The 15,150-nt window shown below is 64.1% G+C and carries 12 protein-coding genes; 8 read left to right on the forward strand and 4 right to left on the reverse strand.

What is annotated here, in order from left to right; translation table 11 throughout:
• Positions 1-8: 8 nt before the first annotated feature.
• Complete coding sequence (locus AC56DV_RS11995; RefSeq protein WP_496314504.1) at positions 9-638, reverse strand: response regulator; 630 nt, start codon at positions 636-638, stop codon at positions 9-11.
• Between the two features lie 114 nt (positions 639-752).
• On the opposite strand from AC56DV_RS11995, the gene AC56DV_RS12000 reads away from it, so the two are divergent.
• The 3 genes from AC56DV_RS12000 (at position 753) to AC56DV_RS12010 (ending at position 4,209) form a co-directional block, all read left to right on the forward strand.
• Positions 753-2,219: an ATP-binding protein gene (locus tag AC56DV_RS12000; protein ID WP_496314505.1), complete on the forward strand. Its 1,467-nt coding sequence runs from the start codon at positions 753-755 to the stop codon at positions 2,217-2,219.
• A 200-nt stretch (positions 2,220-2,419) separates the two neighbouring features.
• Positions 2,420-3,268 carry a hypothetical protein gene (locus AC56DV_RS12005; protein WP_496314506.1) on the forward strand — a complete coding sequence of 283 codons (849 nt, stop codon included), beginning with the start codon at positions 2,420-2,422 and terminating at the stop codon, positions 3,266-3,268.
• A complete protein-coding gene (locus AC56DV_RS12010; RefSeq protein ID WP_496314507.1) occupies positions 3,265-4,209 on the forward strand; it encodes a hypothetical protein in 945 nt (314 codons plus the stop codon). Before AC56DV_RS12005 ends, AC56DV_RS12010 begins: the two co-directional genes overlap by 4 nt.
• A gap of 45 nt (positions 4,210-4,254) precedes the next feature.
• On the opposite strand, the gene AC56DV_RS12015 is transcribed toward AC56DV_RS12010, so the two are convergent.
• Positions 4,255-5,004 carry a tetratricopeptide repeat protein gene (locus tag AC56DV_RS12015; protein WP_496314508.1) on the reverse strand — a complete coding sequence of 250 codons (750 nt, stop codon included), beginning with the start codon at positions 5,002-5,004 and terminating at the stop codon, positions 4,255-4,257.
• Between the two features lie 107 nt (positions 5,005-5,111).
• Between AC56DV_RS12015 and AC56DV_RS12020 the strand changes: the two genes are divergently transcribed.
• Positions 5,112-6,158, forward strand: coding sequence for an RNA-guided endonuclease InsQ/TnpB family protein (locus AC56DV_RS12020; RefSeq protein ID WP_496314509.1), 1,047 nt, complete (start codon positions 5,112-5,114; stop codon positions 6,156-6,158).
• 25 nt (positions 6,159-6,183) lie between these two features.
• On the opposite strand, the gene AC56DV_RS12025 is transcribed toward AC56DV_RS12020, so the two are convergent.
• Positions 6,184-8,316, reverse strand: a complete 2,133-nt coding sequence (locus tag AC56DV_RS12025) for a bifunctional 2',3'-cyclic-nucleotide 2'-phosphodiesterase/3'-nucleotidase (RefSeq protein WP_496314510.1) — start codon at positions 8,314-8,316, stop codon at positions 6,184-6,186.
• A gap of 75 nt (positions 8,317-8,391) precedes the next feature.
• Positions 8,392-8,736, reverse strand: coding sequence for a hypothetical protein (locus AC56DV_RS12030; protein ID WP_496314511.1), 345 nt, complete (start codon positions 8,734-8,736; stop codon positions 8,392-8,394).
• A 265-nt stretch (positions 8,737-9,001) separates the two neighbouring features.
• Between AC56DV_RS12030 and AC56DV_RS12035 the strand changes: the two genes are divergently transcribed.
• The 4 genes from AC56DV_RS12035 (at position 9,002) to AC56DV_RS12050 (ending at position 15,093) form a co-directional block, all read left to right on the forward strand.
• Positions 9,002-11,563, forward strand: coding sequence for a TonB-dependent receptor (locus AC56DV_RS12035; protein WP_496314512.1), 2,562 nt, complete (start codon positions 9,002-9,004; stop codon positions 11,561-11,563).
• Between the two features lie 115 nt (positions 11,564-11,678).
• On the forward strand, positions 11,679-13,031 hold the full coding sequence (locus tag AC56DV_RS12040) for an MFS transporter (protein ID WP_496314513.1): 1,353 nt from the start codon (positions 11,679-11,681) through the stop codon (positions 13,029-13,031).
• A 50-nt stretch (positions 13,032-13,081) separates the two neighbouring features.
• Positions 13,082-14,026, forward strand: coding sequence for a glycoside hydrolase family 43 protein (locus AC56DV_RS12045; RefSeq protein WP_496314514.1), 945 nt, complete (start codon positions 13,082-13,084; stop codon positions 14,024-14,026).
• Complete coding sequence (locus tag AC56DV_RS12050; protein ID WP_496314515.1) at positions 14,026-15,093, forward strand: aldose epimerase family protein; 1,068 nt, start codon at positions 14,026-14,028, stop codon at positions 15,091-15,093. The genes AC56DV_RS12045 and AC56DV_RS12050 overlap by 1 nt, the downstream gene beginning before the upstream one ends.
• The last annotated feature ends 57 nt before the right edge of the window (positions 15,094-15,150 follow it).

A 15,150-nucleotide genomic window follows, 5' to 3' on the forward strand; every position in this document is an offset into this window, starting at 1 on the left:
CCCTTATATCAGACGTCGATAATGCCGCGCCGGATGGCGATGGTGACGGCGTGCGTGCGGTCGTTGGCGCCCAGCTTGGCCAGCAGGCCGCTCATGTGCGCCTTCACGGTTTCCTCGGCGATGCCCAGCTCCGCCGCCACGCGCCGGTTGGAATTGCCCAGCGCCACCAGGCGCAGCACGTCGGTTTCGCGCGCGGTGAGCGCGTCGGCGGCGAAGTAGGCGGCCATCTCGGCGGCGATTTCGGGCGGTATGTGCTGCTGCCCGGCGTGCACCTTGCGTATCGTGTCCAGCAGGTCGTTGCGCAGCATGCTTTTCAGCAGATAGCCCGCCGCCCCGGCTTTCAGCGCGCGCAGCACTTGCACGTCGCCTTTATAGGTGGTGAGCACGATGATGCGCGCCTGCGGATCCTGCGCCCGGATGGCGGCGATGGCGTCGATCCCGCTCATCACCGGCATTTGCAGGTCCATCAGGGTCACGTCCGGGCGGTGCAGCAGGTACTGCTCGACCGCCTGGGCGCCGTCGCCCGCTTCGGCCACCAGCGTCACGTCCGGGCTATGTTCGAGCACGGCGGCCAGCCCTTCGCGCAGCAGGGGATGGTCGTCGGCGACCAGAATTCGGATGGCGTGCGGAGCGTTCACGGCGAGAGAAGTTTGTCAAAGGCAAACATTTTACACGAGACAACCATGTTTTAACGTTCTGTATACCCCAATCGGGGGTAGGTCATTGTGCACTGCCGCGTTACGCTGCACTTCATGGATACATTGCTGGAACAGGACACAGATATCATCGCGTTCGGCCGCTACACCTTGCTGCCGGGACGGGGCGAGTTGCAGGCCGGAGATGGCGCCACCGTGGCACTCGGGCCGCGCGCGACAGCGGTGCTGATGGCGCTGATCGCCTCGCGCGGCAACGTGGTGAGCCAGAACCAGCTGCTGGCGCTGGCCTGGCCGGGGCAGGACATCCACGCGAGCAATCTGCGGGTGCAAATTGCTGCGCTGCGCAAGGCGCTGGGCGAGGACCGCAACCTGATCGGTACGGTGGCGGGGCGGGGCTACGTATTCTCCGGGCGGCTCAGCGCGCCGCCTGCAGCCGCCGGGGCTGCCAAAGTTGCCGGGGCTGCCGGCGCGCCCGGCGCGCCCGGCGCTGCCGGCGCCGCCGGGGCAGGGCAAGGCGCTGCGGCGCGGCCTTGCACGCGCCAGTTGCCGCTGCCGATGGCGGAACTGATAGGGCGCGAAGCCCAGTTGCAGGATGTGCTGGCGCGGCTGGAAAGCTGCCGCCTGCTCACGCTGGCGGGCACCGGCGGCATCGGCAAGACGCTGCTGGCGCTGGCCATGGCGCACCGCACGGCGGCGGCGTCCACGGGCGGCGTGGCCTGGGCCGAACTGGCGGAAGCCTGCGACGCGCCCGGCGTCGGCGCGGCGGTCGCTTGCGCGCTGGGCCTGGACGCTTCCCCCGCCCACACGCCCGCCACGCTGGCGGCCCACCTGGGCGAGCAGCCGATGCTGCTGGTGCTGGACAATTGCGAACACCTGGCGGACGCCGTGGCGCGGCTGGTGGAAGTGCTGCTGCAGCGCTGTCCGCAACTGCGGCTGCTGGTCACCAGCCGCCAGCCCTTGCTGGCCGCAGGCGAGACCGTGTGGCGCGTGCCGCCGCTGGCGGTGCCGGACGTGGACGTGATCGACGGCGCGCACCTGCTGCAATACAGTGCGCTGCAGTTGTTCGTGGCCCGCGTGCGGGCGGCGGACAGCAGCTTCCATCCGTCGCCGCGCATGGCGGTGCAGATTGCGGCCATCTGCCGCAGGCTGGAAGGGCTGCCGTTGGCGATAGAGCTGGCGGCGGCCTGCGTGCCGGCGCTGGGGGTGGAGCAGACCGCAGCCGGTCTGGACGACATGCTGCGGCTGCTGCGCCGTGGCCGCCGCAACGCGCCGCTGCGGCACCAGTCGATGCGCGCGGCGCTGGACTGGAGCTACGCGCTGCTGGCCGAGCCGATGCGCTGCGCCTTGCAGCATCTGGCGGCGCTGCCGGACGGGTTTACGATAGAGGCGGCGGTCACGGCGCTGGCGCCGCAGGGTTTTTCCCTGTACGAGGCGATCGATGCGCTGGCGGGGCTGGTGAGCCATTCGCTGGCGCTGGTGGACCACAGCGGGCCGCGCGCGCGCTACCGCTTGTCCACCACCACGCGCGCATATGCGATGGAATTGCGCATGGTCGAGCAATGACGTCAGTACGGCGGAATGCGCTCGTGATGGCCGGTTCCAATGCTGCTGATTTGAGGGATGTTACATTTGGAGATATTTTTTTAGCATTAAAGTGATAACCTATTTTTAAGACCATCCTGGCTGGGATTTTGATCTTAGGTCTGGCGACTGAGGTCAAAGGAAGCGAAAGTTCCGGATTATTTTAAGAATAGGAGAACTACATGCATTCGATTCTGGCAAAGCGGATCGTCGTAATTTCTTTCGTGGCCGCGTCTTTAGCGGGATGTGCAGGGGTAAATTTCTACTCCGACCCCGCTCTTAGTGTGAAGACGGGGATTCCGATCTATGGCACCAAACCGTACGTCCTGGTATCTCGGACCGGAAGCAAAGACAAGCCTGTTGACGTGTCGATTGTCTATTTGCCGGACAACCAACGCATCATATACGCCGACCCCCGGTCCGGCCTGGGGTCTGCCAAACTTACCCTTGCCTTGGCAAATGGCCAGCTAACCTCCTTTGGTCAAGAGACCGATCCTAAATTTGCAGAACTGCTAGCGTCGGTGGGCGGTTTGATGACCGCGCACGCGGGTGCGCTTAAGACCCGCGCTGAAGCAGACAGCGTTCGCGCCGGAATTGCCCAGTCGGGCAAATCACCTATCGAGATCGGGAAAGGTGTAGCCGTTGTTGCTGATGATATGAAGGCTCAACTGGCGAAGCAGGATTCGCTGTTGAATGCGTTAACAGCCCAGGATCGTAAGAAAGTGGATAGTGCCCAATCCGCGCTTGCGCAGGCTGCCGCAAATCTTCAGGACCCGGCGAAGCTTCCCTTGGCAGACCAGAACTTAGCAATCGTCAAAGCGCAGGCGGCGGTACTCGCAAAGATGGCGATACCCGAATCAGGTGCGACAAAGATGGCGGCTGCAGTGCAACTGGTTCATCAATGGGCGGATCAGCTTCAGAAACACTTCGCAGATTCTCAACCCGAGAAACCCGACCTTCCGGACTATGAGCTTTACGAAATTGTCCAGGATGGCGCCAAAACCACCTTAAAGCGGCTAGAGACAAAATGAAAGAGGCCGGCCCGCGCAAGGAAACGACCAGGCAACTTGCAGAAGAACTGCAGCGTGATCGGTTCCATATCGACAGCAGTGTCTCGGACAGACGGAATGTTCTTGGATCGATGATTGGGGTCAAAATGCGCCGTGGGGAGCCCGAGGGACAACTTGGCATTACAGTCCTGGTGCGCGAGAAGATTCCGCTAAAGGAGCTTGAGCCTAAGGATCGAATTCCAAAGACAATCAAAGCCGGGAAAAAGGTGTGGAAAAGCGATGTTCTGGTATGGCCAAAGATGGTTGAGCAGAATGCGTCGAGGCCCTTCATCATTTTCGATGGTGCGACTCAGGGAACAATGACCTGCTTTGGCGTGAATGGGGACAAGTATTTTGGGATCTCCTGCGCGCACTGTCTGAAGGGAACTGACGGGAATGCAGCAACGCCGTCGGAAATCTGGGTATATGCAGCGCCTCTTCGGAAGTTCACAAATGCAGGTATGAGTGCCTATGCCGTCTTTTCACCCGGTTTCCGAATTAAAGGGAGCGCTGGATATGTCGATTGCGGCCTGTTTGACTTGCATGATTCATCTCTTATTTCGCGCGCCAGGGCCAGCAAACCGCTCAGCGTGGTCTCCGATCTCCGCACCTTGCTGAACACACGCGTTGTCGGTGTCAGCGCGCTCGACGCGCCAGGCTCAAGTACGCAGGCACGAACCGCTACCATAGTGGGAATCGATGCCAGCGCGCTTGGCGAACATTGCGACTTGATACTCAAAGTTGACGCTCCTGGTACTTTTTTTGGCGACAGCGGACTGCTTTGGTTAACACCCAACGGGCGTGCCGTCGGGATTCATGCACGTGGAGAATTGATGCCGTCTTCCACGGGAAGTCCGCTTACATCAGCAATGAGCGCAGCAAGAGCTGCAGCTGTGCTGGGTGTTCGCATGACTGTGGGCTGACTACCGGCCAAGGTAGTGCTTGAGTCCCGGGAGCGGTCACTGGCGCTAGTACTTGTTCCAATTGTTGCGCCGGTGCTCCGACGCTTCCTTCAGCAAATGACTGGCGCGCAGCGCGTCGTCGTTCTGCACCGCCAGCGCCAGGTCCTGCAGCGCCGGCGGGTACTCGTGCTCGGCGGCGTCTTCCAGCAGCTGGAATCCCCTGGCTTCGTCGCGCTCCACGCCCACGCCGTAGCGGTAGGCGTTAGACAGCAAAAACATGGCATGCGCGTTGCCCAGCTCACTGGCCAGGGCCAGCCACTTGGCCGACTCCGCCGCGTCCTTGCGCACGCCGTCGCCGTTGGCGGCCAGCTGGCCCAGGGTCAGCGCGGCCTTGGCGTGGCGCGCCTCGGCCGCTTGCCGGTACCAAGGCCAGGCTTGCTCGGGCGCGCCAGGCTGCGCAGCCTGTCCGCCCTGGGCCGGCAAGCCGGCGCGCAGCAGTTCGCCCAGCTGGAACGCCGCTTCGGCGTCGCCTGCGCGCGCCGCGTGTTCCAGCAGCTGCCTCGCCGCCCCCTGGCGCTCCGGCTGCTTGCGGTACAGCGTGCCCAGTTCGCGCTCGGCCACCGGCAAGCCTTGCCGCGCCCAGCGCTGCAGCTGCTGGCGCGCTTCGGGATTGCCGGTCTGCGCCGCCGCCATGGCGGCCGCCTCGATCTGCGCGGCCGAAGGCGCCTCCGCCGACGCGGGCGCGTGCGTGCTCCACACCAGCACCGCGCCCGCCAGTATCACCGATGCACCCGCCAGCAGATGTGCGCTTTTCATCTGATTTTGCTCCGAGAAACCTCGTCCTTCAGGACGGGGATTGAAAGAAGCCGCCGGACTCGCGTGATGAGTACGGAACCAAATTGGGTTCCGCAGGTCAAACTAGTATGAAACTGGTCTATCGTTATCGAGTGAAGTCTCTGGCGGGCTTGCTGAACCAGCAGGCGCGGGCAGTCAACTTCGTGTGGAACTACTGCAACGACAGGCAGAAGGATGCTTTGCGCTTTAGTCGGCCCTGGCATAGCGGTTTTGATCTGATCAAGTTGACCACCGGCTGCAGCAAGGAACTGAAACTGCACTCGGGCACGGTGAATGATGTGTGCCAGCAGTATGCAAAATCGCGCAGCCAGTCTCGCCGCGCCTATCTGCGCTATCGTGGCAGGAAGTCTTTGGGCTGGGTGCCGCTCAAAGGGCGCGAACTGAAGCGGGAGGGCAACGCTTTCCGTTTTGCAGGCAATACCTTTCGCGTGTTTTACTCGCGGCCATTGCCGGAAGGGAAAATCCTTGACGGTACCAATTTTTCGCGCGACCGGCTTGGCAATTGGTTTCTGAACATCGTGCTCGAGGTGGCGGAGCCGCCCGCCCGGATGCCAGTACGCGGCGTCGGCATCGACTTGGGCTTGACAGACTTCGTGACACTGTCGGATGGCGAGAAGATCGCCGCGCCGCAGATATACCGCGAGGCCGAGGCGGCGCTGGCAGTGGCGCAGCGCGCGCGCAAAGCGCGACAGGTCAAGGCCATCCATGCCAGGATTGCCAATCGGCGCCGCGATTTTCTCCACAAGCTCTCCGCGCGAATGGTGCGCGCTTACGACTACATCGTGGTTGGCAATGTCCATGCCGCCGCCCTCGCCAAAACCAGCATGGCGAAGTCGGTGCTTGATGCAGGCTGGTCGTCCTTTCGCAATCAACTGGCGTACAAGGCTGTTAAGCATGGCGCCTGGTTCGAGGAAGTGGACGAACGTTTCACCACCCAGATCTGCTCGAGCTGCGGCGCCATGCCGGACTCGCGGCCGAAAGGTATCGCAGACCTTGGAGTGAGAGAATGGCGGTGCGGTGATTGCGGTGCTGGACATGATCGTGATCACAATGCTGCGTTAAACATTCTCCGTCGCGGACGTGCGACGCTGGCTGCAGGAATCTCCGTCCTTTAGGACGGAGAGGACGTCAAGGCCGGCATCACTTGCTCAGATCGACCGTGTACTTGGCGAAGCCGCTGGCATCCAGTCCGCCTTCGGCCGTCACGCTGGCCAGGCCGCTGGCCTTGGCCTGCGCCAGGTGGCCCGGCGCCGAGCGCAGGATCACCGGGCCGGCGGTGGCCACCTTCACAAAGCTCCAGCTGCGCGCGCTGCCGTTGGCCGCCAGGGTCACCTTGCCGCTGCTCTTGCCCAGCGCCTGCAGGTAGTTGCTCACCACGGTCTGGTTCGCGTCCGGCGACTTGATGATGGTCTTGCTGCCGTCGATGCCCGGCACCGCGCCGCCGCCGCCCGCGCGGTAGTCGTTGGTGGCCACGATGAAGTCGTCCGCGTCCGCCACCGGCTTGCCCTTGTAGGTCAGGCCCACGATGCGGCTGCCGGCCGGCTTGGTCACGTCGATCTGGTATTTCAGCTCGTTGTTCTCGGCGTAGAACACGTCGTAGTTGTAGATGGTGCCGTAGCTCGGCACCAGGTCCTGCTCCGTGGTCTTGGCCGGATCGATCTGGCCGAACTGGCGCGCCGCCGTCTCCAGCCAGGCCTTCAGGTCCGAACCCTTGATCTTCACCGCCTGCAGGTTGTTGTTGCTGTACAGGTAAAGGTCGCCCGGATTGCGCACCTGCAGGCCCACCGGCGCCGCCGCGCTGGCGCCTGGCGCCACGTCGGTAAAGTCGGATGGGCCGTTGCGGCCGGCCTTGAACGGCGCGCTGCACGAGATCACGGGGATGGCCTTGTAGCCGGCCAGCGTGGCGTCGGTGCTGGTGGCGATGAAGTTCTTCACGTAGTCGATCTGCGCCTGGTTCACCAGCTGGATGGCGCTCACATCGCCGGCCAGCGCGAAGTAGGCCGACATCTGGAAGTCCGTGCTCACGCCCAGCGGCTGCTTGGCGTAGGCGATGGTGGCGGCGTGTTCGCTGGCCACCTGCGCGGCGATGGCCGGATCGGCCTTCACGTTGGTGGTGCCGTCGGTGTACTTGAAGCCGCGCGATTCCACCGTGGTCTTGCCCGGCACAACCACCCATTTCGCGCCCTGGTACACCAGCTGCAGCTTGATGATGCCCAGGCGCCGTCCCCAGCTCTGCGCCATCACGGTGGGCACGCCGTTGACGAAGCCGTTCACGCCGTCCACACTGGCGCTGGCGGGCAAGGTGGCGAAGGACGGGTCCAGCGCGGCCGCGCCGGTCTCTTTCCCTTTCGGGAAGATCAGGTGCGAGTGGCCTATCATCAGCGCGTCGATGTCCATGCCGGGCGTGGTCAGGTGGTAGCTGGCGTTCTCCATTTTCGGGCTGTAGGCGCTGGTGTCGATGCCGCCGTGCGACAGCGCCACCACCAGGTTGGCGCCCTTGGCGCGCAGCTCGGGCACGTATTTGCGCGCCGCTTCCACCGCGCCGCTCACGGCCACCTTGCCGGCCAGGTTCTTCTGGTCCCACTCCAGGATCTGCGGCGGCACAAAGCTCATCACGCCGATATTCAGCTTGACGCTGACCGGCTTGCCGTCCGGGCCGGTGCCGGCGAACTCGCGCGCCAGCAGGGTGTAGGGCGAGAAGATGGGCTTGTCGCCGGCCACGGCGGTCACGTTGGTGAGCACCAGCGGGAAGGCGGGGGCACCGCAGTTGCCGGCCGGCTTGCTCACGCCGGGGATGCCGAAGTCGGTGTTGGTCACCTGGCTCAGGTAGGGCAGGCCGTAGTTGAACTCGTGGTTGCCCATGCCGCCGGCGTCGAACTTCATGCTGTTCATGGCTTTGTGGATGGCCAGCGTGGCGCTGCACGGCACCGGCGCGGTCACCGCCTGCAGGTCGCCCAGCAGTGTGCCCTGGATGGTGTCGCCGTTGTCGAGCAGGATATTGTTGGGGAACTCGGCGCGCGCGGCCTGCACCAGGGTGGAGGTGCGCTCCACGCCCAGCGTGGCGTCTTCCGCCAGCGAGTAATAGTTGTAGCTCATGACGTTGGCGTGCAGGTCGGTCGTTTCCAGCAGGGCCAGGGTGACCGTGGTGCCTTCGGCGTAGGGCGCCGGCGCCGGCGCGGGCGGCGCGGCGTCGTTGGAGCAGCCTGCCAGGCCGGCTGCGGTCATCGCGGTTAAGGAGGCGATGGCGGCCGCCAGGATCTTATTGTTGGTCATTGCAATGCTTCCGTCGGTTAATAATAACGGCAAGACTTTACATTGCTTGAATGACAAGCGCGTGACAGCGGGTTGCTATCGTGTGCAGGGCGCCAGCGCAAGCTGGTGGCGGGCGGCGCTGGCGCGCCATGGCGCGTCGCAGGGCAGGGCGGCCAGCGCGGCGTTCAGGCGCAGCAGCAGCGCCTTGCGGTGCGGACCGACGAGCAGGCGCCGCGCAAACGGCGGCGCGCCCGGTCCGGGATGGCCCTCAGCTTGCCGGCCAGCATCAGGGGCTGGCGCGGCACGTGGCGGGAAGGGGGGCGACAAATAAGTGTTGTACGCATCCAACTGCTGTTCGGCGCCCCGCGCCGGGGGGGGGGGCATGGCGAGCAGCACGGCCAGTATGGCCGGTATGGCCAGCGGCTTGGGCGTTTTCCGCACGGGCGTCCTTATCCATGGGCTGATTGGGTCCAGTATAGTGCGGCGGTATGGTAAGGTCTCGGCGCGCACACGCTCGCAACGATACCAAAAACGATATCGGAAACGGTTAAAAATTGATTGGATTGAATTCGCACTGCCGTCATAAGATGGCTTCCGAACTGGCAGGATTGGTGAGTTGAACAACCTGCCTACATAATTAAAACAGACGGAGACCTTTATGGAACGGACCACCGGCCCAATCGCGGCCAAAACTTCTACTTTTATCTTGAAAGCTTCTGTCGGTTCGCTGCTCGCGGCGGGCTTGCTGAGCAGCGCCTCCGTCTGGGCGCAACAGGCGCAAGCCGCCGCCGATGCGGCCGGACCGGTCGTGACCGTGACCGGCGTGCGCAAGGCAGCGCAGAGCGCGCAAACCATCAAGCGCAACGCCGATGAGGTGATCGATTCCATCGTCGCCGAAGAAGCCGGCAAGTTCCCGGACAAGAACGTGGCCGAAGTGCTGGGCCGCGTGTCCGGCGTGCAGATCCGCCGCGAGTCGGGCGAAGCCAGCTCCGTCATCGTGCGCGGCCTGCCCGGCCTGGTGACCCTGCTGAACGGCCGCGAGATCTACACCTCGAACGGCCGCAGCCTGTTCCTGGCCGACATTCCAACCACCATGCTGCAGCGCGTGGACGTCTACAAGACCCAGAGCGCGGACATGGTCGAAGGCGGCACCGCCGGCGTGATCGACGTGCGCACCTCGCGTCCGTTCGACTTCAAGGGCTTCACCGCCAACCTGGCCGGCCGCGTGGAAAACCGCGACAAGGCCAAGACCAACGACCCGCAAGCGTCGGGCATGGTCTCGAACCGCTGGAAGACCGACTTCGGCGACGTGGGCGCGCTGCTCGGCCTGTCTTATCAGAAGGGCAACTACCACGACGAAGTGACCTGGAGCGCGCCGCCGGCCAAGCTGGTGCCGGGCGACCCGGAAGCCACCGGTCCGATCGACCTGGGCCATGTGAACGCGCTGGGCAAGCGGGTCCGCCTGTCGGCCAACTGGGCCCTGCAATGGCGTCCGTCGCGCGCGCTGGAACTGTACGCCGAAGGCTGGTCCACCCGCATCGACCACGACATGGAGCGCCAGTTCTTCCTGGGCGGCGTGGGCTGGAACCCGAACTCGACCTACACCTTCTTCCCCGGCACCAAGCAGGTGGCGACGGTTAGCTCCAGCAATCCGAACGGCCTGTTCGCGCTCAGCTCCAACCAGGCCCCGCAGGATGACTCGGAAAGCCACCAGGGCGCCATCGGCGCGCGCTGGGACGTGACCCCGGATCTGCGCGTGACCACCGAATTCTCCCGCGTCAACAGCCGCTGGAAGCAGGAATTCCCGATCCTGGAAATGACCGCCAGCCCGACCAGGATCGAAGGCAGCACTTATGTCAACGGCGGCGCCTACTTCAACTATCCGGGTTACGACATGACCAACCCGGCCAACTACAAGCTGGGCGCCTTCATCGACAACTGGCAGGCCTCGGGCGGCCAGTCGAACGACTGGCGCGCGGACGCCGTCTACAACAACGGCGACGAGAGCTTCTTCCGCGAATTCAGCGCCGGCGTGCGCCTGGCCCAGCGCAAGGCGTCGTACCAGCATGAAAGCATGAACTTCCTGCCGGCGCCGGCCAACGCGCCAGCCGTGACCTCGCTGCCGGGCATGCTGTGCCCATCGATGAACCTGGCCAACGACTACGGCATGAACCAGTGGCTGGTGGCTTGCGCCGGTTACCAGCACGCCAACATCGACGCGATCCGCAAGCTGTACGGCCGCGACGGCCGCACCGCGCCTGATCCGTACTCGCTGTACCGCAACGGTGAAGACACCACCGCCTTCTACGGCAAGACGCGCTTCGGCTTCGACGCCTTCGGCATCCAGTTCGACGGTACCGCCGGCGTGCGCGTGGTGCGCACCGAGCTGGACGTGAACGGTTTCAGCAACATCAACGGCAACCCGGTGGCGGTCAACCGCGACGTGTCCACCACCGACGTGCTGCCCAACATGACCCTGAAAGCCACGCTGCGCAAGGACCTGATCGCCCGCCTGACCGCCGGCAAAGCGGTCCAGCGTCCGAACTTCGGCGACTTCAACCCGGGCGTCTCGCTGGGCGCCACGCCGAACTCGGAAGGCATCTATGACGGCAGCGGCGGCAACCCGGACCTGAAGCCCATCACCGGCAAGAACGTGGACGCGGCGCTGGAATGGTACTTCGCCCCGACCGGCAGCGTGACCGCCACCGTCTTCAAGCACAAGTTCGAAGACTACGTGATCCGCCGCCTGAGCCTGGAACAGATCGACGGCAAGACCTACCGCATGGACCGTCCGCGCAACGTGAACGATGGCCAGCTGGAAGGCATCGAACTGGGCTACCGCCAGTTCTACGACTTCCTGCCCGGCTGGCTGAGCGGATTCGGCCTGGAAGCGAACTACACCTACATGAAGGGCCACCTGATGGAGGATGGCAAGAAGAATCCTTTCCAGGGCATGTCGAAGAACGCCTACAATATCGTCGGCCTGTATGAGCGCGGTCCATGGTCGGCCCGCGTGGCCTACAACTGGCGCAGCCGCTTCGTCGACACGTACAACTACCGCGCCCTGGGCCTGGACCTGATCGTCAAGCCGATCAAGACCGCCGATGCGTCGCTGTCGTACAAGATCAACGACAACATGGGCGTGACGCTGGACGTGGAGAACTTGCTGGACCGTACCTACAACGACTACCACGGCATCGAGACCAACCCGCGCGACGTGCGCCGCTACGACCGCACCATCGGCCTGTCGCTGCGCTGGAAGATGTAATTCGCGTTACTGTAGGGCGGGTTAGCGGGGCAATGCCCGCTAACCGCCGGAGCCGCCGCGCCGCAAAGCCCGGCGGCTTTTGTAGTTTTTGATTCGCACCTGTATCGGAACAATTATGCATACCCAAAAGCTAAGCACGCTGGAAAAAATCGGCTTCGGCGCCGGCGACATGGCGCTGAACGTGGTGATCTCCTCGATGATGCTGATCATCACCTTCTTCTACACCGACATCTACGGCCTGCACACGGCCGACCTGGCGATGCTGTTCCTGGTGGTGAAATTCGTCGGCGCCGCCGCCGACCTGGTGATGGGCCAGATCACCGACCGTTTCACCAGCCGCTGGGGGCGCTACCGCCCGTACTTCCTGCTGCTGGCCGTCCCTTACGGCATCAGCGTGTTCTTCGTGTTCTCCACCCCGGACTGGGGCTACGACGCCAAGCTGCTGTGGGCCTATTCCACCTACATCCTGATGACCATCATGACGGCGGGCGTCGGCATCCCCTACATCTCGCTGCCGAGCAGCCTGACCAGCGACCCGCAGGAGCGCCTGTCGGCCAACGGCTACCGCCTGTTCTTCGCCAAGATCGCCGGCTTCCTGGTCACCATCGTGGTGCCGGTGCTGGCCGAGCGCTGGGGCAGCGGCAATCCGGCCGCCGGCTACCAGGCCGCCATGGCCGTCATGGCCGCCATGGGCGTGGCGCTGTTCCTGTTCTGCTTCTTCACCACCACCGAGCGCGTGACCCACGTGGTCGAGCGCCAGTCGCTGTGGCTGCAGCTCAAGCTGTTGCTGCGCAATGACCAGTGGCTGATCCTGTGCGGCGTCTGTGTTACCGGTACCATCGGCTACGTGCTGCGCGGTTCGGTGGCCATCTACTACGCCAAGTACTACCTGGGCGGCGACACCGCCGTGGTGTCCACCTTCATGTCCATCGGCGTGGGCGCGGCCATCCTGTCGATGATCGCCTCCACCTGGATCACGAAGTTCTACTGCAAGGTCAAGCTGTTCCGCTACAGCCAGATCGGCGTGGCCATCATCAGCGTGCTGATCTACGCGCTGGTGAAGCCGGGCGACATCATGCTGGCCTTCGTGCTGTACTTCCTGCTGTCCTTCGTGGTGGACCTGCACGCGCCGGTGTTCTGGTCGGCCATCGCCGAGACCATCGACTACGGCCAGGTGAAAACCGGCAAGCGCGTCTCCGGCTTCGCCTTCGGCGGCATTTCCGTGTGCCAGAAGGCGGGCATGGGCGTGGCCGGCGTGCTGGTGGGCGTGCTGCTGACCTACTTCAACTACCAGCCCAACCAGGAGCAGACCCCGTTCGCGCTCACCGGCATCGCGCTGATGCTGTCCATAATTCCCGGCTTCTTCCACTTCCTGATGGGCCTGCTGATGTTCAAATACCGCATCAGCGACAAGTACTACACGGAAGTGAAAGCCGAAATGAAAACGCAAGGCTATGTAGCTAGCTGACCCTTGCAGGCCGACCCTTGCAAGCTAATTTTTAGAAAACGGAGAACCACGTGGCTGAAACCCTCAAGCCCCTGATCGAGCAACGCGCCGATCCCTACATCTACAAGCACACCGACGGCTACTACTACTTCACCGCCTCGGTGCCGCAGTACGACCGCATCGAGCTGCGCCGCGCGCGCACCATCGCCGGCCTGGCCGACGCCGAGAAGGTCGACGCCTGGTTCAAGCCCGAAACCGGCCCGTACAGCGAACTGGTCTGGGCGCCCGAGCTGCACTACAACCAGGGCGCCTGGTACGTTTATTTCGCCGCCGCGCCCAGCCGCGAGATCAAGCACAAGCTGTTCCAGCACCGCATGTACGCCATCCGCAACCAGAACGCCAACCCGCTGGAAGGCGAGTGGGAGTTCATGGGCCGGATCGACACCGGCATCGACACCTTCTGCCTGGACGCCACCACCTTCACCCACAAGGGCCAGCTGTACTACCTGTGGGCGCAGAAGGACGTGGCCATCGAAGGCAACTCCAACCTCTACATCGCGCCGATGAAAACCCCGTGGCAACTGGGCGGTCCGCCGGTCATGCTGAGCAAGCCGGAGTTCGACTGGGAGATCCGCGGCTTCTGGGTCAACGAAGGCCCGTCCATCCTCAAGCGCAACGGCAAGATCTTCATCAGCTACTCGGCCAGCGCCACCGACGAGAACTACGCCATGGGCCTGCTGTGGGCCGATGAAAACGCCGACCTGCTGGACCCGGCCTCGTGGACCAAGTCGCAGGAGCCCGTGCTCCGCACCTGCTACGAAGGCAAGATCTACGGCCCCGGCCACAACAGCTTCACCTACGGCGACAACGACGACGTGCTGCTGGTCTACCACGCGCGCACCTACACTGAAATCGTCGGCGACCCGCTGTGGAACCCGGACCGCCACACCTTCGTCAAGGCCCTGCGCTGGGACGAGCAGGGCATGCCGGTGTTCGGCAAAGCGTCGGAGGCGTGATGGAACTGCGCATCACCGAAGCGCCGTTCGGCACCGCCACGGGGGGCGCGGCTGAGGGCGTGCCGGTCAACCTGTACACGCTGACCAACCGCAACGGCATGACCGTCAAGATCACCAACTACGGCGGCATCGTCACCGAGCTGCACGTACCGGACCGCGACGGCCGCTTGGCCGACGTCACGCACGGCTTCGACAGCGTGGCGCCGTACTGCGGCGACGTGCCGTACTTCGGCGCCCTGATCGGCCGCTACGGCAACCGCATCAAGCACGGCCGTTTCGAGCTGGACGGCCGCACCGTGCAGCTGGACGTGAACGACGGCGAAAACCACCTGCACGGCGGCGCGCAAGGCTTCCACAAGCAAGTGTGGCAAGCCACGCCCTTCGTGGCGCCCGATTCGGTCGGCCTGACCTTGGTGTACCTGAGCGCCGACGGCGAACAGGGCTACCCCGGCAACCTGCGGGTGGAAGTGGTGTATGAGCTGAACAATGCCAGCGAACTGCGGGTGCGCTACACCGCCGTGACTGACCAGGCCACGCCGGTCAACCTCACGCAGCACGCCTACTTCAACCTGGCGGGGCAGGGCGACATCCTCGGCCACGAACTCACCATCCAGGGCGACCGCTACACGCCGATCGACGGCAAATCGATCCCGCTGGGCGAGCTGGCGCCGGTGGCCGGCACCGCGTTCGACTTCCGCGCGCCGCAAGCGATCGGTTCCCGCATCGGCGACGGCGAGGCGCAGCTGGCCAACGGCAAAGGCTACGACCACAACTGGGTGCTGAACAACCAGAGCGGCGAATTGGGCCTGGCCGCCACGCTGCGCGACCCGCAGTCCGGCCGCGTGCTGGAACTGTTCACGCGCGAGCCGGGCCTGCAGTTCTACAGCGGCAATTTCCTGGACGGCACGCTGAAAGGGAAGGGCCGCAGCTACGAGTACCGCACCGGCCTGTGCCTGGAACCCCAGCACCACCCGGACTCGCCCAACCACCCCGAGTGGCCAAGCACCATCCTGCGCCCCGGCGATACCTACTTCACCGAGACCCTGTACCGCTTCTTTGCCGCTTAAAAATATACGGGGTCAGTTCCGGCATCGCGCCATTTTGGCGCGATGCCGGAACTGACC

The sequence above is a fragment of the Massilia sp. BGA-UO-ETr-WB1 genome (assembly GCF_059567845.1).

Excerpts from the sequence above, each read along its gene's own strand:
- AC56DV_RS12000 (WP_496314505.1), top strand. The coding sequence starts at position 753 with ATGGATACATTGCTGGAACAGGACACAGATATCATCGCGTTCGGCCGC.
- AC56DV_RS12005 (WP_496314506.1), top strand. The coding sequence starts at position 2,420 with ATGCATTCGATTCTGGCAAAGCGGATCGTCGTAATTTCTTTCGTGGCC.
- AC56DV_RS12010 (WP_496314507.1), top strand. The coding sequence starts at position 3,265 with ATGAAAGAGGCCGGCCCGCGCAAGGAAACGACCAGGCAACTTGCAGAA.
- AC56DV_RS12015 (WP_496314508.1), bottom strand. The coding sequence starts at position 5,004 with ATGAAAAGCGCACATCTGCTGGCGGGTGCATCGGTGATACTGGCGGGC.
- AC56DV_RS12020 (WP_496314509.1), top strand. The coding sequence starts at position 5,112 with ATGAAACTGGTCTATCGTTATCGAGTGAAGTCTCTGGCGGGCTTGCTG.
- AC56DV_RS12025 (WP_496314510.1), bottom strand. The coding sequence starts at position 8,316 with ATGACCAACAATAAGATCCTGGCGGCCGCCATCGCCTCCTTAACCGCG.
- AC56DV_RS12040 (WP_496314513.1), top strand. The coding sequence starts at position 11,679 with ATGCATACCCAAAAGCTAAGCACGCTGGAAAAAATCGGCTTCGGCGCC.
- AC56DV_RS12050 (WP_496314515.1), top strand. The coding sequence starts at position 14,026 with ATGGAACTGCGCATCACCGAAGCGCCGTTCGGCACCGCCACGGGGGGC.